Source organism: Nocardia sp. NPDC056064 (assembly GCF_042266925.1).
GTDB lineage: Bacteria > Actinomycetota > Actinomycetes > Mycobacteriales > Mycobacteriaceae > Nocardia.
The window spans coordinates 1,181,691-1,199,017 of the sequence record NZ_JBHJWO010000001.1 but is presented as its reverse complement, the minus strand read 5'-3'; the positions used below and the strand labels follow the sequence as shown (position 1 = coordinate 1,199,017).

General features: G+C 70.5%; 17 protein-coding genes. 4 read left to right on the top strand and 13 right to left on the bottom strand.

What is annotated here, in order from left to right; genetic code table 11:
* Nucleotides 1–121: 121 nt before the first annotated feature.
* A complete protein-coding gene (locus ACFC06_RS05485) occupies nt 122–2,530 on the top strand; it encodes an MFS transporter (RefSeq protein ID WP_375928164.1) in 2,409 nt (802 codons plus the stop codon).
* Nucleotides 2,531–2,534: 4 nt separating this feature from the next.
* Here ACFC06_RS05485 and ACFC06_RS05480 read toward each other — a convergent pair whose 3' ends face one another.
* Nucleotides 2,535–3,053 carry a hypothetical protein gene (locus ACFC06_RS05480; protein WP_375928162.1) on the bottom strand — a complete coding sequence of 173 codons (519 nt, stop codon included), beginning with the start codon at nt 3,051–3,053 and terminating at the stop codon, nt 2,535–2,537.
* Nucleotides 3,054–3,122: 69 nt separating this feature from the next.
* Entirely contained in the window at nt 3,123–3,497 is a 375-nt protein-coding gene (locus ACFC06_RS05475; RefSeq protein WP_375928160.1) for a winged helix-turn-helix transcriptional regulator, read from the bottom strand.
* A gap of 71 nt (nt 3,498–3,568) precedes the next feature.
* Here ACFC06_RS05475 and ACFC06_RS05470 point away from each other — a divergent pair, with 71 nt between their 5' ends.
* Nucleotides 3,569–4,321, top strand: a complete 753-nt coding sequence (locus ACFC06_RS05470; RefSeq protein ID WP_375928158.1) for an SDR family oxidoreductase — start codon at nt 3,569–3,571, stop codon at nt 4,319–4,321.
* Between the two features lie 88 nt (nt 4,322–4,409).
* Here ACFC06_RS05470 and dmpG read toward each other — a convergent pair whose 3' ends face one another.
* The 5 genes from dmpG to ACFC06_RS05445 are packed head-to-tail and all read right to left on the bottom strand — an operon-like array spanning nt 4,410 to nt 9,741.
* Nucleotides 4,410–5,444: a 4-hydroxy-2-oxovalerate aldolase gene (gene dmpG / locus ACFC06_RS05465; protein WP_375928156.1), complete on the bottom strand. Its 1,035-nt coding sequence runs from the start codon at nt 5,442–5,444 to the stop codon at nt 4,410–4,412.
* Between the two features lie 11 nt (nt 5,445–5,455).
* Nucleotides 5,456–6,364 (bottom strand): acetaldehyde dehydrogenase (acetylating), encoded by a 909-nt coding sequence (locus ACFC06_RS05460; RefSeq protein WP_375928154.1) that lies wholly within the window; start codon nt 6,362–6,364, stop codon nt 5,456–5,458.
* 44 nt (nt 6,365–6,408) lie between these two features.
* Nucleotides 6,409–7,194, bottom strand: coding sequence for a 2-keto-4-pentenoate hydratase (locus ACFC06_RS05455; RefSeq protein ID WP_375928152.1), 786 nt, complete (start codon nt 7,192–7,194; stop codon nt 6,409–6,411).
* Entirely contained in the window at nt 7,188–8,690 is a 1,503-nt protein-coding gene (locus ACFC06_RS05450) for an MDR family MFS transporter (protein ID WP_375928150.1), read from the bottom strand. The genes ACFC06_RS05455 and ACFC06_RS05450 overlap by 7 nt, the downstream gene beginning before the upstream one ends.
* A gap of 10 nt (nt 8,691–8,700) precedes the next feature.
* Nucleotides 8,701–9,741 carry a 2Fe-2S iron-sulfur cluster-binding protein gene (locus ACFC06_RS05445; RefSeq protein ID WP_375928148.1) on the bottom strand — a complete coding sequence of 347 codons (1,041 nt, stop codon included), beginning with the start codon at nt 9,739–9,741 and terminating at the stop codon, nt 8,701–8,703.
* A 192-nt stretch (nt 9,742–9,933) separates the two neighbouring features.
* Between ACFC06_RS05445 and ACFC06_RS05440 the strand changes: the two genes are divergently transcribed.
* The gene (locus ACFC06_RS05440; RefSeq protein WP_375928146.1) at nt 9,934–10,731 is read left to right on the top strand and encodes a mycofactocin-coupled SDR family oxidoreductase; all 798 of its coding nucleotides are present in this window, start codon (nt 9,934–9,936) and stop codon (nt 10,729–10,731) included.
* A 1-nt stretch (nt 10,732) separates the two neighbouring features.
* On the top strand, nt 10,733–11,560 hold the full coding sequence (locus ACFC06_RS05435; protein ID WP_375928144.1) for a mycofactocin-coupled SDR family oxidoreductase: 828 nt from the start codon (nt 10,733–10,735) through the stop codon (nt 11,558–11,560).
* Between the two features lie 50 nt (nt 11,561–11,610).
* Here the strand turns inward: ACFC06_RS05435 and ACFC06_RS05430 are convergent, their stop codons facing one another.
* The 6 genes from ACFC06_RS05430 to ACFC06_RS05405 all read right to left on the bottom strand — a co-directional run bounded on the left by ACFC06_RS05430 (nt 11,611) and on the right by ACFC06_RS05405 (nt 17,266).
* Nucleotides 11,611–12,480: an alpha/beta fold hydrolase gene (locus ACFC06_RS05430; RefSeq protein ID WP_375928142.1), complete on the bottom strand. Its 870-nt coding sequence runs from the start codon at nt 12,478–12,480 to the stop codon at nt 11,611–11,613.
* A gap of 34 nt (nt 12,481–12,514) precedes the next feature.
* Entirely contained in the window at nt 12,515–13,306 is a 792-nt protein-coding gene (locus tag ACFC06_RS05425; RefSeq protein ID WP_375928140.1) for an SDR family NAD(P)-dependent oxidoreductase, read from the bottom strand.
* Between the two features lie 24 nt (nt 13,307–13,330).
* Complete coding sequence (locus ACFC06_RS05420; RefSeq protein WP_336085552.1) at nt 13,331–13,588, bottom strand: hypothetical protein; 258 nt, start codon at nt 13,586–13,588, stop codon at nt 13,331–13,333.
* A gap of 10 nt (nt 13,589–13,598) precedes the next feature.
* Entirely contained in the window at nt 13,599–15,254 is a 1,656-nt protein-coding gene (locus ACFC06_RS05415) for an FAD-binding protein (RefSeq protein WP_375928138.1), read from the bottom strand.
* 7 nt (nt 15,255–15,261) lie between these two features.
* Nucleotides 15,262–15,633 carry a nuclear transport factor 2 family protein gene (locus tag ACFC06_RS05410; RefSeq protein WP_375928137.1) on the bottom strand — a complete coding sequence of 124 codons (372 nt, stop codon included), beginning with the start codon at nt 15,631–15,633 and terminating at the stop codon, nt 15,262–15,264.
* A gap of 97 nt (nt 15,634–15,730) precedes the next feature.
* Complete coding sequence (locus tag ACFC06_RS05405; RefSeq protein WP_375928135.1) at nt 15,731–17,266, bottom strand: FAD-binding protein; 1,536 nt, start codon at nt 17,264–17,266, stop codon at nt 15,731–15,733.
* Nucleotides 17,267–17,327: the final 61 nt, after the last annotated feature.

Sequence of the window (17,327 nt, the reverse complement as noted above, 5' to 3'; positions counted from 1 at the left end):
CACCAGTGCATGAAGAGTTCCACCCGCGGCGCGATGCTTTCCTCGCAGCGGGGTTGTCGGCCCTCGTGTGGGCCGAATGATCGACCCCCACTTGCCAGCCGATCAGAACCAGGGCTTTTCCATGACCGATACCGTCGTTGCCGAACCACGCCTCACGCACCGCCAGACACTCACCATCCTGTCGGGCCTGCTATTGGGGGTGTTCCTCGCCGCGCTCGACCAGAACATCGTCAGTGTCGCGATCGTGCGGATCGCGAACAGTCTCGACGGGTTCGACGAACAGGCGTGGGCGACAACGGCGTACCTGATCACCGCCACCGTCACCACCCCGCTCTACGGCAAGCTCGCCGACATCTACGGCCGCAAACCGTTCTACCTGATCGCCATCGCGGTGTTCGTGATCGGTTCGGCGGCCTGCTGCTTCGCCACCACCATGTACCAGCTGGCCGGGTGCCGGGCGCTGCAGGGAATCGGCGCCGGCGGGCTGATGTCGCTGGCGTTCACCATCGTCGGCGATATCGTGCCCGCGCGCGAAAGAGTCCGCTACCAGGGCTATTTCCTCATGGTGTTCGGGATCGCGACGGTGCTCGGGCCGGTGGTGGGTGGATTCCTGTCCGGCTACGAGAGTCTCGGCGGGATCGAGGGCTGGCGCTGGGTGTTCCTGGTGAACGTGCCGGTGGGCGTGATCGCGTTCCTCGTGGTCGCGAAGGTGCTGAATGTCGCGCATGTGCGCAGGCCGAGCCGGATCGACTGGTTCGGCGCCATGACCCTGGTGATCGGTGTGGTGCCGCTGCTCATCGTGGCCGAACAGGGCCGGATGTGGGGCTGGACCTCGCAGAAATCGCTGCTCTGCTACGGGATCTGCGTGGCCGGTCTGCTGCTGTTCCTGGTGGTGGAGTACCTGATGAAGGACGCGGCGCTGATCCCGCTGCGCCTGTTCCGCAGCTCGACGTTCAGCATCGCCATCCTGGGTGGGTTCCTGGTGGGTGTGGCGATGTTCGGCGCGATCACCATGGTGCCGCAGTATCTCCAGGTCGTGCGCGGGTTCTCACCGACCGAGGCCGGTCTGCTCATGCTGCCGCTGGTGCTGGGCATCATGGTGGGCTCGCAGTTGTCGGGCCTGATCACCAAGGCGAGCGGGCGCTACAAGGTGCTGCCGGTGCTGGGCGCGCTCATCCTGGCGATCGGGTGCGCGCTGTTCGCCCGGGTGGACTTCGACGGCCCGCTGTGGCAGCCGCTGGCCTACAGCGCGATCATGGGTTTCGGGCTCGGCGGCTGCATGCAGACGCTGGTGATCGCCGCGCAGAACGCGGTGGGGCGCACCGAGATGGGCGTGTCGACCGCGGCGGCCACCTTCTTCCGTCAGCTCGGCGGCACCCTCGGCGTCGCGGTGTTCCTGACCGTCCTGTTCGACCGGCTGCCCGGCTCGATCCTGAGCGCCTTCGGCGGGCAGCTGCCCGCCGGTTTCGACGCCGAGCAGCTCGCGGCCCTGCAGAGCAACACCAGTGGCATCGCGGCCCTGCCCGACGAGCTGCGCATCCCGATTCTCACCGGCTTCACCGATTCGATGCACAGCGTGTTCTTCCTGGCCGCCGACCTGGCTGTGGTGGCGTGCCTGGTGCTGGTGTTCATGAAAGAGATTCCGCTGCGCGAGGATCCGGTGCCCGGCGAGGCCGCCGAGGCCACCCTGCTGCGCGATGTGAGCCTGCACGACGCCCAGGAGATGGCGGGCCAGCTGCGGCCCGCCGCCACCGGGCGGGTGATCGCGGGGCTGCTGCGGCGCGACGACGCGCGCCCGGTGTCGGCGGCGATCCTCACCCTCATCGACCAGCACGGACGCCAGGTGGCGCGCGGCAGCGGCGACGCCGACGGCGCCTATGTCATCGAGGCGCCGGAGCCCGGCAACTATGTGCTCATCGCGGCGGCGCCGGGACATCAGCCCGAGGCGGTGAGCGTGTCGATGGGCGAGCGCGCCCAGCACGTGGACCTCATGCTCATCGGGGCAGGCGAGCTCACCGGTGTGGTGCGGTCCGCGCGCCGGGGCGAGCCCCTGTTCGGGGCGACCATCACGCTCACCGACGCCGAGGGCGATGTCGTCGGGGCGGCCATCACCGGCGAGGACGGGGTGTACGTGTGCCGCGATGTCGTCAGCGGGACCTACACGCTGGTCGCGGTGGCCGACCACATGCGCCCGGCCGCGGTCGCGCTGACCGTGCCCGACACCGGCTCCCTGCACCACGACATCGATCTGGAGCCGATGGCCATCCTGGTCGGCTCGGCCTGGGTCGACGGTGACCGTCCCGTCGCCGACGTGCAGATCACCGTGCTCGACGCCGGGGGTGACCCGGCAGCCACCACCCGCACCGACGAGAAGGGCCGCTACCTGGTGCCGGACCTGCCCGAAGGGGAGTACACGGTCGTGGCCCGCGGCTACCCGCCGACCGCCAGCCAGGTCTCGGTCACCCGCGGTGAGATCACCCACGACGTCACCCTCGGCTACGACAGCGAGGAGTCGCTCCACCGTCGCTGACCGCTCACACGGCCGCGGGCTCGAGGCCGCGCAGCAGACGGGCACGATAGGTGCGCACCGCCGCGACGACGGCGAACACCGCCGTGAGCGCGCCGAGCACGATGCGGACCGAGTGCGCGACCTCGATCTCCCGCACGGTCCGGCGCAACTCCTCGACGGTGTGCTGGTCGCGCTCGTCGAACAGGATCGTCCAGCGTTCCCACAGGTACAGCGCCGACAGCAGGAACAGGCCCGACACCAGCGTCACCAGTGAGGCCACCGTCCAGGCCCGCGCGGTGCGCGACCACAGGCTGGCCGCTGTCGCCACGATCGCGGTCAGCGTCAGCACAGCACCCAGCGGGCGCATGACGCTGCCGACGGAGACCGCCGCGGTGAACTCCTCGCCCACGACCAATGAGTGCGGAATGTCGTGGAAGTAGTTGGGATACAGGAACACCGTCTCGGCGAGCATGGTGCAGAACACCAGTGTCGCCAGCACGGCGTAGAGGGTGAGGACGGTCAACGAGACGGTGAGGTTACGCATCCCTCCAGCCAAGCCCGAATCCGTCCACGACACATCCGGTCCCACCCCTGATCCCACCTCAGGGTGTCCCTAGGGTGCCGGATGCGAGGCCGGCCGCCACGGGATGCGCCCGTTCCCGTCCCCGGTACTCGTGCGCTGCTCGGACCAGTCCCACAGCGGCTGCAGCGCCTCGGCCAGCAGCGCCCCCTCGGTGGTGAGTTCGTAGGCACCGCGCGGCCCGTCCTTGCGGGTGAGTCCGGCGGACTGGAGTTGCTGCAACCGGTCCGACAGCATGCTCGACGAACAGTTGCCCATCCGCCTGCGCAGGTCGAGGAAACCGAGCGGCCCGGGCTCCAGTTCCCAGACGACACGCAGCATCCAGCGCTGCCCGAGCAGATCGATGGCGGCCAGGATCTTCGCCGACGGCTCGGCCGGGGCACCGTCGTCCGCTGTTGCGCTTCTCATTCAGAAGCACGATAGTTGCTTCTGAATCAGAAGCATGCGACGCCGTGCGGGTCGGCGGGAGGAGACGATCGATGGAACGGGTGCAGCGGCGGGTCGTGTTGGTGACCGGGGCCTCGCGCGGAATCGGCGCGGAAGCCGCGGCGCAGTTCGGGGCGACCGGAGCGCATGTCGTGGTCAACTACCGTGAGAAGCGCAAGCGGGCCCAGGCCGTGGTGGACGGGATCGTCGCGGCAGGCGGCAGTGCGTCGGTGCTCGGTGCGGACGTGTCGGACCCGGCGGCGGTCGAGGGCATGGCCGCCGAGCTGGGGGAGAGGTTCGGGCGCCTGGATACCCTGGTGCTCAACGCTTCCGGGGGACTCGAACGCGACACCGATCCCGGGTACGCGCTGCGCTTGAACCGGGATGCCCAGGTGCGCTTGGCGGTGTCGGTGTTGCCGCTCATGCCCGAGGGTGGACGGATCGTGTTCGTCACCAGCCATCAGGCGCATTTCGTGCACGAGCAGGGTGAGGTGCCCGTCGGGTACGCCCCGATCGCGCTGAGCAAGCGGGCGGGCGAGGACGCGCTGCGGTCCCGGATCCCCGAATTCCGGGATCGCGGAGTGGGGTTCACGGTGGTGTCCGGCGACATGATCGACGGCACGATCATCGTCCGCCTGCTGGAACGCCGCGACCCCGGCAGCGTCGCCGCGCGCCGCGCCGCGGGCCCGCTCCCGACCGTCGAGGAATTCGCCCGCGTCATCGTGCGCGCCGGCACAGCACCCGCCATCCACGGCCAGACCTTCTACGTCGGCGGTGACGACTTCCTCACCGCCACGGCCCGGTGACCTCATCGGGCAGTTGATCACCAGGCCCTGGTGACGGTCTCGCCCGGGAGCGGACCGCCACCAGAGCGTGGTGATCGCATGTCCAGGCTCAGGCGGGGGTGGTGGCTTCGCGCTGGAGTTCGAGGGCGATGTCGATGAGCTGGTCTTCCTGGCCGCCGATGAGTTTGCGGCGGCCCGCTCGGACGAGCATCTCGGCGGCGGAGACGTCGTAGCGCTCGGCCTGGCGTTCGGCGTGGCGCAGGAAGCTCGAGTAGACACCCGCGTAGCCCATCATCAGGGCCTGGCGGTCCAGCAGGCATTCGGCGGGCATGGCGGGCCGGACGACATCCTCGGCGGCGTCGGTGACGGCGAAGAAGTCGACGCCGGTGGTGATGCCGAGTTTGTCGCAGACACCGATGAACGCTTCGACGGGCAGATTGCCGGCGCCCGCGCCGAAGCGGCGGGCGGACCCGTCGATCTGGGTCGCGCCCGCGCGCACCGCGTACACCGAATTCGCCACGGCCAGACCGAGGTTCTCGTGGCCGTGGAAGCCGACCTGGGCGTCGGTGCCGAGTTCGGCGACGAGCGCGCCGACACGATCCGAGACCTGGTCCAGCACCAGCGCTCCGGCGGAATCGACGACATACACGCACTGGCAGCCCGCGTCGGCCATGAGGCGGGCCTGCTTCGCCAGCGCCTCCGGCGGCTGGGTGTGGGACATCATCAGGAAGCCGACGGTCTCCAGGCCGAGTTCGCGGGCGTACCCGAAGTGCTGGAGGGAGACATCGGCCTCGGTGCAGTGGGTGGCGACCCGGCAGATCGTGGCGCCGTTGTCCCGCGCGAGGGCGATATCTTCCTTGATGCCGACACCGGGCAGCGTGAGGAAGGCGATGGCGGCGTTGTTCGCGGCCTCGGCGGCGGTCCGGATGAGTTCCTGTTCCGGGGTCTTGGAGAACCCGTAGTTGAACGAGGACCCACCCAGCCCGTCACCGTGGGTCACCTCGATGACCGGCACTCCGGCCCCGTCGAGCGCGGTGACGATGTCGCGCACCTCGTCCACGGTGAACTGATGACGCTTGTGGTGCGACCCGTCGCGCAGGGACGTGTCGGTGACCCGGATGTCGAGATCGGCGGAAAATACCATGGTTTCGCTCCTTACACCCGGGCCGAGAGGATCTGTCCGGCGACGACTTCACCGACGCGGGTCGCGGCGGCGGTCATGATGTCGAGATTGCCCGCGTACGGCGGCAGGAAGTCACCCGCGCCCTCGACCTCGACGAAGACCGAGACCTTCGCCAGCCCACCGGACACCACCGAGGGTTCGTCGAACTGGGGTTCGTTGAGCAGTCGGTAGCCGGGCACATAGGTCTGGATATCGGCGACCATCCGGTGGATCGAGGCGCGGATCGCGTCCTGGTCGGCGTCCTCGGGGATGGCGCAGAAGATGGTGTCGCGCATGATCATCGGCGGCTCGGCCGGGTTCAGGATGATGATCGCCTTGCCCCGCTGCGCGCCGCCGATGGTCTCGACGCCCTGGGAAGTGGTCTTGGTGAACTCGTCGATGTTCGCGCGGGTGCCCGGCCCGGCCGACACCGACGACACCGAGGCCACGATCTCGGCATACGCCACCGGCACCACCCGCGAGACGGCGGCCACGATCGGGATGGTGGCCTGCCCGCCGCAGGTGATCATATTGACGTTCGGGGCGTCCAGCAGCGAGGCCAGATTCACCGGCGGCACCACCGCCGGGCCGACGGCGGCGGGCGTGAGATCGACCGCGCGGATACCGAGTTCGGCGTAGCGGGGCGCGGCGGCCCGGTGGACGTAGGCCGAGGTGGCCTCGAAGATCAGCTCGGGTTTCTCGTCTCGGGCGAGCAACCAGTCCACGCCCTCGGCCGAGGTCTCCAGCCCCAGCCCGCCGGCCCGCTTCAGCCCCTCGCTCTCGGGGTCGATCCCGATCATCCAGCGCGGCGTGATGGATGCCGACCGGAGCAGTTTGTAGAGCAGGTCGGTGCTGATATTGCCGGATCCCACGATCGCGGCATCGACGGTCCCGTGGGACACGGTCGCCTCCTGAAGAGTTGGGAGCGCACGGCGCTCGGGATGAATCAGACGAAGCGCAGGTCCACGGCACCGAGCCCGGTGAACTCCGCGCGGAAGGCGTCACCGGCCCGGACATCGATGGCCCTGGTACAGGAGCCGGGCAGCACCACATCGCCCGCCTTCAGCCGCACCCCGAAGGTCGCGACCTTGCGGGCGAGCCAGGCCACCGCGATGAGCGGATCACCGAGCACGGCGTCGGAGCGCCCCTCGGCGATGACCTCGCCGTTGCGGGTGAGCACGGCGTCGACGGCGGTGACGTCGATGTCACCGGGTGCCACGCGGCCCCGGCCGAGCACGAACCCGGCCGAGGACGCGTTGTCGGAGATGGTGTCGCACAACCCGATCCGCCAGTCGGTGATGCGGGAATCGATCAGTTCGATGGCGGGGGCGTAGGCGACGGTGGCCGCGCGGACATCGTCCTCGGTGCAGTCCGCCCCGGGCAGGTCGGCGCCGAGCACGAAGCCCACCTCGACCTCGACGCGGGGCGCCAGGAAGGTCGCGGTGTCGACGGGGACGTCCTCGAACAGTTCCATCTCCGCCAGCAGATGCCCGTAATCGGGTTCGTCGACGCCCATCATCTGCTGCATGGCCGCAGACGACAGGCCGACCTTGTGCCCGACGATCCGGCCACCGTCGTCCAGCTTGCGCCGGATATTGAGCAGCTGGATCTCGTAGGCGTCGACCACGTCGATCCCCGGGTACCGGTCGGCCAGGGGCGCCACCGCCACCCGGTCCCGTTCGGCGCGCGCCAGTTCGGCGGCGAGCTCGCCCCGCACGCTCGTTGTCAGCATCCTGGCTCCCTCTTGTCGTCCGGTGATGCGCACTCATCCTCGGGGCCGCGCAGCCCGTCGGCGCCGGGCGTTCCCGCTGGATGGGCGGGAATCGCGGTGAGTCCGCCGGGAACCAGCGCGCACGCTGCCACCAGCACGACGGTCATGGCCGTGATGGTGGCGAACACCAGGTGGATCGCCGCCGAGAGGGCCTGCGGCGTGGCCGCTTCCGTGTCGCCGAGCCGCGCGTTGACGATCGCGCCGAACACCGCCACCCCCACCGCGCTGCCCAGCGACCGCGCGAACATGGTCGCCGAGGTGACCACCCCACGCTCGGACCAGCGCGCACTGGTCTGCGCCGCGATCAGCGTGGGCGTGGCGACCAGTCCCATGCCCGCGCCGACCACGAAGCACGAGACGGCCACCTGCCACAGCGGCGAATGCGCGCCGAGCAGCAGCGTCGACGCCGCGCCGAGCGCCGCGACGGCACTGCCCAGCACCGCGCACGCCCGGAAACCGAAGCGCAGATACACCTTTCCGGCCTGCGCGGCCGACAGCGGCCAGCCCAGCGTGAGCGCGCCGGTGACCAGTCCCGCCACCAGCGCACTCGACCCGAGCACGCCCTGATTGAACAGCGGCACATAGGTCGTGAACCCGAACAGCAGCGCACTGCCCAGCACCGCCGCCACGCCACCGGCGACCACGACCCGCCGGGTGAACACCCACAGCGGCAGAACCGGCTGTGCTGCCCGCGATTCCACGATCACGAACAGCAGCAGCGCCAGCGCGGCACCGCCGAAGACGGCCGCCGAGGTGGGCGACCGCCAGGCCCAGGCGTGGCCGCCTTCGAGCAGGCCGAGCACGAGCGCGCCGGCACCGGCGGTCAGCAGGGCCGCGCCGGGGTAGTCGATGCGGCGCGGCTGCCGGGGGACCGATTCGTGCAGGTGCCGCATCAGCATCCAGCCCGCCGTCGCGGCCAGCGGCAGGTTGACCAGGAAGATCCAGCGCCAGCCCAGATAGTCGGCGCAGATCCCGCCCAGCAGTGGGCCGGTCACCGAGGCCACCGCCCACACCCCGGCCAGATAACCCTGCACGGTGGCGCGTTCGGCGAGGGAGTAGAGATCGCTCGCGATGACCATGGTGGTCGGCTGGATCGCGCCCGCGCCGATGCCCTGGACCGCGCGGAACACGATGAGCGCGAGCATGCTGCCCGCCAGCCCGCACAGCAGCGAGCCCAGCGCGAACACCACGACACCGCCGAGCATCACCGGTTTGCGGCCGTACGCGTCGGCCAGCGCACCGTAGATCGGCACGGTGACCGCCTGGGCGAGCAGGTAACTGGTGAACAGCCACGGGAACAGCGCGAAATCGCCGAGGTCGTCGGTGATCGCCAGGACGGCGGTCGCGAGGATGGTGGAGTCCAGCGCGACCAGGCCGGTGGCGAGCATGAGCGCTACGAGCACGGGGCCGCGGTCCGAGCCGAAACCGACCTCGGAGCGCAGGGTATCGGTGGCCAACGGGCACCTCTCAGAAGCGGATGCGGACCTGATCGGTGCTCGGCCGGGCCTGACACGCGAGGGTGTAGCCGGCGTCGATGTCGTCCTGGTCGAGAACCGCCGACGGGGGCGTGTCCACCGCGCCGTCGAGGACGGTGCACGCGCACGAACCGCATTCCCCTTCCCGGCAGGAGTAGGGCACGTCCAGGCCGTCGGCGAGCATGACGTCGACCAGGGTGCGCGAGCGCGGCCAGCGCAGGGCGTGCACGGTGCCGTCGAGTTCCACCTCGACATGGGCGGCGTCGGCCTCGTCGGCGGGGTCGAGTGGTGCGGGCGCGGCGAACGGGTCGCCCGAGAGCGAGACGAACACCTCGGTGGTGATCCGTTCGCGGGGCCAGCCCGCACCCGACAGCGCCTCGGTGACCGCCGCCATGAACGGCCCCGGCCCGCACACGAACGACTCGTAGCCCGGGTACGGTGCCGCGAAACGCGCCAGCTGGGCCGCGCTGGGCAGTCCCTGCAGCGATTCGAGCCAGTGCACGACGGTGCAGCGGTCCGGATGACGGCCTGCCAGCTCGCGCAGGGTCTCGGCGAAGATCACCGATTCCGGGCCACGGTTGGCGTAGAACAGCACCACCCGGCCGGTGCCCTCGACCAGGGCCGAGCGCAGGATCGACAGCACCGGGGTGATGCCGCTGCCCGCCGCCCACAGCAGCAGATCGGTGTCCAGGGAGGCCGGGGTGAAGCTGCCCTGCGGTGGCAGCACATCGAGGGTGTCGCCCACGGAGACGTTGTCGCACAACCAGTTCGAGCCGTAGCCGTCGGCGGTGCGCTTGACCGTCACCTGCGGCGGGTCTCCGGTGAAGGGGGAACTGGCCAGCGAATAGCAGCGGGCCACCGGTTCGGGGCGCTCGCTGGGGATGCGCAGGGTGAGGAACTGGCCGGGGCGGTAGGCGAACCGGCCGGCCGCCTCGGCGGGCACGTCGAAGACGAGTGAGCGCGCGTCGGCGGTCTCCTCGATCACCGCGGCCACCCGCAGCGTCACCACCCGTGGAACCTCGGCCGTCGTCACTGGTGCCCTCCTCGATCACAGAACCGGTGTGCGCACCCACCGTCGCAGCGCGGCACCCGGGTGGAACGGGCTGTTCCCGGTGGCCGGGAGATCGCCGCGCGGGTGCCCGCTGACCGGGAAGACCAGGGCGGACGCGAGGCCCGGCGACCCTAGCGTCGCGGTCGTGGACACTCGATCTTCCGGGGGCGCCCGATGAACCGCATGCAGCACACCGTCGCGCTGGTGACCGGCGCGGCAGGGGGAATGGGCCGCGCCCATTGCCGTCGGCTGGCCGAAGAGGGCGCCGACATCATCGCCGTCGACATCGACTCCGCCGCCGACGGATTGGCGGCGACGGCGGCCGACGTGGCGGCGGCAGGCCGGGTCTGCGTGACCGCGGGCGCCGACGTGCGCGACCAGGCCGCCCTGGATGTGGCCGTCGCCGACGGCGTGGCCTCGCTGGGCAGGCTCGACGTCATCGTCGCCAATGCCGGGATCTACGCCGATCTGGCCCCGTCCTGGGAACTGACCGACCAGGCCTGGCAGCGCACGCTCGACATCAACCTCACCGGCGTCTGGCACACCGTGCGCGCCGCGGTGCCCGCGCTGACCGACGGCGGCTCGATCGTGGTGGTCAGCTCCACCAACGGCCTGGTCGGGGCCGCCGGTGCCGCGCACTACGCGGCGAGCAAACACGCCGTGGTCGGCCTGGCCCGCACCCTGGCCAACGAGCTGGGCCCGCGCAATATCCGGGTCAACACCGTGCATCCCGGGTCGGTGGCCACGCCGATGATCCTCAACGACACGGTCTACGCCAAACTCTGCCCCGACCTGCCGCACCCCACGCGGGCCGACGCGGCCGCGGTGCTGGCGCGCCGCACCCTGCTGCCGGTGCCCTGGGTCGACCCGGTCGACGTCAGCAATGCCGTGCTCTTCCTCGCCTCCGCCGAGTCCCGTTACGTGACGGGAACCCAGCTCGTGGTGGACGCCGGACTGACTCAGAAGGTGTGACATGGGACGAGTTCCGAACAAGATCGCGCTGGTCACCGGCGCCGCCCGCGGCATCGGCCGCGCCCAGGCCATCCGGCTCGCCGAGGAGGGCGCCGACATCGTCGCCGTGGACCTCTGCGGCCCGGTCGACTCGGTCCTGACCCCGCCGGCGAGCGCCGCGGACCTCGCCGAGACCGCCGCCGCCGTCACCGCCACGGGCAGACGCGTCGTCACCGCCACCGTCGACGTGCGCGACGGCACCGCGTTGCGCGACGCGGTGGACGCGGCCGTGGCGGAGCTGGGTGGGCTCGACATCGTCTGCGCCACCGCCGGAATCAGTTCCAGCGGCAGCGCGCTCGAGCTGACCGAACAGCAGTGGCAGACCATGATCGATGTCAACCTGACCGGGGTGTGGCAGACCTGCAAGGCGGCCACCCCGCACCTGATCGCCCGCGGCGGCGGCGCGATGATCCTGACCAGTTCGATCGCCGGACTGCGCGGCCTGGTCGGGGTCGCCCACTACACCGCGGCCAAGCACGGTGTGGTCGGGCTGATGCGGTCGCTGGCCAAAGAGCTGGCCCCGCACCATGTCCGGGTGACCTCGGTGCATCCCACCAATGTCGACACGCTCATGATCCAGAACGACTCGGTGCGCCGCGCGTTCCGCCCCGACCTCACCGCCCCCACCCGGGAGGAGTTCGCCGAGGCCGCGGTGACCATGAACATGCTGCCGATCCCGTGGGTCGACCCGGTCGACATCGCGAACGCCACCCTGTTCCTGGCCTCCGACGAGGCCCGCTACATCACCGCCGTGACCCTGCCGGTCGACGCGGGCAGCACCCAGCGCTGAAACACACGACAGCGGGGGCCTGGTCACCAGGCCCCCGCTGTCGTGTGTGTTCAGACGCCGCTGTCCTTGCGGGTGAGGAAGGCCAGCACCGCCGACTCGAATTCGTTCTTGCGCTCGATCATCGCCCAGTGCCCACAGTTCGGGAACACGTGCAGTTCGGCGCGCGGGATGGTCCGCATCGGGATGAGCGCCATGTCCAGGGGGCTCACCCGGTCGTCACGGCCCCAGGTGATCAGCGTCGGAGCCTGCACCTTGTGCAGCATCGCCCACGGCGGGGGCGCGTCGGAGGCCTCCATGGCGCGCACCATCATGGCGAAGGCGGCCTTGCTGTACATGCGGCGGGCACTGTCGAGGGTGGCCGGATCGGTGGCCTGGGTCCAGCGTTCCTCGACGAGTTCCTCGGTGACCATGGCCGGATCGTGGACCATCGAGTGCAGCCACTGGATCAGCCGTTCCCGGGTGGGTTCCTCGGTGAACTCCTGGAGCAGCTTGATGCCCTCGCCCGGGCCGGGGCTGAACAGGTTGCGGCCGATCCCGCCGATGGTCACCAGCTTGCCGACCCGGTCCGGGTGCGCGATGGCGTAGTTCAGCGCCACGCCGCCACCCATCGAATTGCCGATGATGTCGACACTGTCCAGGCCCAGCGCGTCGACGAAGCGGACCACCGCGTCCAGCGCGGTGACCATCGGGTGCCCGCCGAAGTCGTCGCTCACCCCGAAGCCGGGGAATTCCAGGATCAGGCAGCGGAACTTCTCGGCGAAGGCCGCGAGATTGCCGCGGAAATTGCGCCAGCCGGTCACGCCGGGGCCCGAGCCGTGCAGCAGCAGCAGCGGGGGACCGTCGCCGATCTCGTGATAGCGCAGGACACCCGCGTCGGTGCGGAGTTCCTTCAGGGTGTCGGTGTAGCTCGGGTCCGTCATCGCGGGTCCTCCGGGGAGTGGTTCGGGTGCGGGCTCACGCGTGGGTGCCGCCGTCGATGCGGATCTCGGTGCCGGTGATGAAGGCGCCGTCCTCGGAGACCAGCATGGCGATCACCCCGGCCACCGCGGTCGGGTCGCCCATGCCCGCACCGCCGGACTCCCGGTCGGTCGGCAACACCGGCGACAGCTTCGAGAACAGCGCCCAATCCGCGTCGGCGGGAACGTATCCCGGGGTCGCGTCGGTGATCCCGGACTTGATGCTGCCCGGCGCGACACACACCGCGCGCAGGCCCTTGCCGCCGAATTCCAGCGCCAGGGCGTGGGTGAAGGACTGGATACCGCCCTTGCTCGCCGCGTAGGCGGCCATGTACGGATGCGCGAAGGCGGCCGAGGTGGAGCTGAAATTCACCACGCTCGCCCGGGAGTTCGCGAGCAGGGCGGGCAGTGCCTCGCGGACCACCAGGAAGGTGCCGGTGAGATTGACCCGGATGATCAGGTCCCACAGGTCCAGGGAGGTCTGTTCGGTGTGCGAGGCGCGCAGGATGCCCGCGGCGTTGACCAGGGAATCCAGGCCGCCGAGGGTGTCGACCGCGCTGCGCACGCCCGCGATCACCGACTGTTCGTCGCCGATGTCGAGGGTCAGGGTGGCGAGCCGGTCGGCGGTGCCGCGCTCGGTGGCCTGGGCGTGGGTGGCGGCCAGGCCGTCGGCGGAGACGTCGGCGCCGACCACGCGGGCGCCTTCGTCGAGCAGCCGCAGCACGGTGGCCTGGCCGATACCGGAAGCGGCGCCGGTGACGAGGGTGCGATGGTCGTCGAGTCTGTGCATGAGAGGGCCTTTCGGGTCGGTGGCTCAGCCGAGCCGGCCGGGCACGGGTTCGTGCCGCAGCTGGTCGGTGGCCAGAGTGCCTGCGCGAACGGCGTTCTCGATCGAGTCGCGCAGGGCGGGGCAGGTGGGGATCGAGCCGCTCGGTTCACCGAGGGCGGCCCGGCGGGCGAACTCCGGGCACGCGGACTCGGCGTCGTCGAGCCATTGGACGCTGGTGTGGCTGGGACTGAACTTCTCGGCCAGCACCTTGTTGCCGCAGGTGGCGCACTGCACGGGTTGCATGATCGCCCCCTCAGCGTTGTCCGGCGGCGCGACGCGCGGCGATGTAGCCGAACACCATCGCCGGGCCGATGGTGGCGCCCGCACCGGCGTAGTCGTTGCCCATGACCGCGGCCGAGGTGTTGCCCGCGGCGTAGAGGCCCGGGATGGCGGTGCCGTCGGCGCGCAGCACCCGGGCGTCGGCGTCGTAGACCAGGCCGCCCTTGGTACCCAGGTCGCCGATGCGCACCCGCAGCGCGTAATACGGCCCCTTGTCCAGGACGTCCAGGGCGGGGGTCGGCAGGGTGGGGTCGCCGTAGTAGTTGTCGTAGGCGCTCACGCCGCGGCCGAAGTCGGCGTCGTGACCGGCGCGGGCGAATCCGTTGAAACGCTCGACGGTCTCGTCCAGGGTCGCGGTGGGAACACCGATCGCGGCGGCGAGCCCGGCCAGATCGGGCGCGCTGTGGACCAGCCCGGTCGAGGTCCACGAAGCGGGGAACTTCTGGCCGGGCACGATCCCACCGATCGGATAGCGGCTCTTGGCCTTCGCGTCGAAGATCAGCCAGGCCGGATCGTGGCGCCCGGCCAGTTGCGCGTGCACGAAGGTGACATACGGGGCGGCCTCGTTGGTGAAGCGCGCGCCGGTGCTGTCGACGATGATCGAGCGCGGAATCGACCGCTCCGACACCAGCACCTGATTGATGCCCTCCGGCCGCTGGAACGACGGCATCCACCAGGCGTCGTCCATCAGGTCCACGGCCGCGCCGACCTGCTCCCCGGCGACGATCCCGTCCCCGGTGTTGTCGGTGGAGGCCGCGCTGAAATTGTCGCGTCCGCCTTCGGGCAGGTAGCGCTTGCGCAGCGCCTGGTTGTGCTCGAAACCGCCGGTGGCCAGCAGCACACCGTCGCGGGCCCGGATGCGGATCTCGCGCCCGTCGCGTTCGGCCAGAACGCCCAGGACCGCGCCGGTGTCGTCGGTGATCAGCGAGCGCAACGGGGTGTCGAGCCACAGCGGGACCCCGGCGTCACGCAGGGCCAGCCGCAGCCGGGCGATCAGTGCCCGGCCGAGGGTGTCCATGTGCCTGCGCAGCACGATCGCCTTGATCGCGCGCAGCCCGGTGAGCAGCGCGGTCCAGCGGGCCTTCCAGGTGCGGGTCACCATATTGAGCTGGACGAAGTCCTTGGAGGTGATGAACAGGCCCGGCGGGGTGGCCAGGGCGGCCGCGCGAAGCAGGTCCTCGTCGGCGCCGAGCTGCTTCAGGTCCACCGGCAACGGCTCGATCGAGCGGCCCGCCGGACGACCACCGGGCGCCTCGGGGTGATAGTCGGAATATCCGGTGCACCACTGGAACCGCAGGTGCGGGCTGGTCTCCAGGAATTCCAGCATGCGCGGGCCCTCGTCGATGAAGGCGTCGAGATTGGCCGAGGGCACCCGGTCACCGACGACCGCGTCGAGATAGGCGCGCACGTCGGCGCGGGCGTCACCCAGGCCCTCCCGCCGCAGCACCGGGTTGTTGGGCACCCAGATGCCACCGCCGGAGAGCGCGGTACTGCCGCCGTACACCCCGGCCTTCTCGATGACCAGGGTGTCCAGGCCGCGGTCGGCGGCGGCGAGCGCGCCGGTGAGCCCACCCGCGCCACTGCCGACGACGAGGAAATCGACTTCGTGATCCCACTGCTGTTCGGTCATGGCGGCCTCAGCTCGCGACCATGTCGTCCTGCGACCAGAACGCGCGCATACTCGCGATGCGCGCGTCCTCGTCGAAGGTCATGACATCGATCGGCTCGAGGGTGAAGCTCTGGTCGCCGAAGCGGGTGACCACCCGGAAGCTGAACGCGGCGCTGTCGCCCGCGACCCGCACGGCGAACAGTTCGCTGGATCGTTCCAGCTGCTCGAAGGATTCGTAGAACGTGCGGATCGCCGCGTGGCCGACGTGCGGTTCGCTGCCGACCGGGTCCTCCACCGTCGCGTCCGCGCGGTAGAGGGCGACGATGTCGGCAGCGGATCCGCTGCCGACGGCCTCCACGTAGGCGCGCACGGTCGCGCGGATGTCGTCGGCTGAAGCCATCGTCTCGCTCCTGAGATATCGAAAGGGGTTGGTGGTGTGAACGGAACCACACCCGGTGGCCGGTCGGCGGTGGTCCGTCCCGGCCAGCGGGAAGGGATCAGTCGCCGAGGATGTGCCGGACGGCGAGGTGGCTGAACAGCATGGACGCGCCGATCGGATTGCCGCCGCCGGGATAGACCTCCCCGCTCACGGCGGCCATGGTGTTGCCCGCGGCGTAGAGACCCGGAATCGGCGCGCCGGTGCGGTCGAGCACCCTGGCCGCGGAGTCGGTGCGCAGGCCGCCCTTGGTGCCCAGATCGGACAGACCGAACGCGGCCGCGTGAAACGGGCCCTTGTCGATGCTCACCAGTGGCGGTTCGCCGTTCGAGAACGCCCGGTCGTAGGCCTCGTCGCCGCGCCCGAAATCGGGGTCGACGCCGGAGGCGACCATGTCGTTGAACCGGGCGACAGTGGCCTCGAGATCCGCCGCGGGCACGCCGATCTTTTCGGCCAGGCCGGCGAGGGTGTCGGCGGTGTGCCACAGCCCGGCCGCGACGTACTCCGCGGTCTCGACCATGGACACATTGGTGGCCTTGATCGGCGGGACCTCGCCTTCCTTGTCGTCGTAGATCATCCAGAACGGCAGCCTCAGGCCGCGTTCGCTCATCTGCCGGATCACCTCGCGTCCGAGCCGGTCGTAGGGCGCCGACTCGTTGACGAACCGGTGCCCGTCCTGGTCGACGAAGATGCCGCCGGTGAACCACAGCGCGAAGGCCGACCGCCCGTCCGGATGGGTCAGCCCCGGCGACCACCACGCCTGATCCATCAGATCGGTGTCGGCGCCCGCCGCGATGCCCGCCTGATGGGCCAGCCCCTGATTTCCCCAGGGCCCCATCGTGTCCCGCGCCTCGCCGGGCACGCCGTACTGCGCGCGCAGGGCCTGGTTCTGCTCGAAGCCGCCCGCGGCGAGCACCACCCCGCGCCGGGCCCGGATGGCGTGCCGGGCGCCGTCGCGTTCCACGATCGCGCCGGTGACCGCACCGTCCTCGACGACGAGCTCCACCAGCGGTGATCGCAGGTGCAGGTGGGCATGGGGGTAGGCCGACAGGGCGCGCAGGAAACGCCCGATCAGCGCCTGCCCGCCGATCAGCAGCTCCGGTAGCGGGGCGCCGAGCCGGTCGGTGTCGAGCGGGCCGCGCAGCGATTCCCGCAGCAGGCCGAGCTCGGCGGCGGGCAGCGGGGTCGGCATGATGTGGCGCTGCCCGTCGAGGCGGGCCTTCGGGGCCTTGCCGAAGTAGTCGGGCCACGGCAGCATCTGGAAGGCGAAATGGTCGTCGGCTTCCAGATATTCGATGAGGTCACGGCCGCGGCGGACGTAGGTCTGCTGGAGTTCGTCGGGGGTGCGATCGCCGACGACGGCACGGTAGTAGGTGAGCGCGTCGTCGAGGGTGTCGTCGGTGCCCGCCCGCTCGAGCACCGGATTGCACGGGAACCACACCCCGCCGCCACCCGAATAGGCGGTCGTGCCGCCGAACTTGTCGGTCGCCTCGACCACCGCCACGCTCAGTCCCTCGCGGGCGGCGGTGTACGCACCGGCCAAGCCACCGCCCGAGCCCGCGACCAGCACATCCACCTCGTCGTTCCAGTCCACCACTGTCTCCTCCTGGTACCACCTCGAATTGCCGACGACGGTAGGGCCGGTGCCGGGGTGGGCG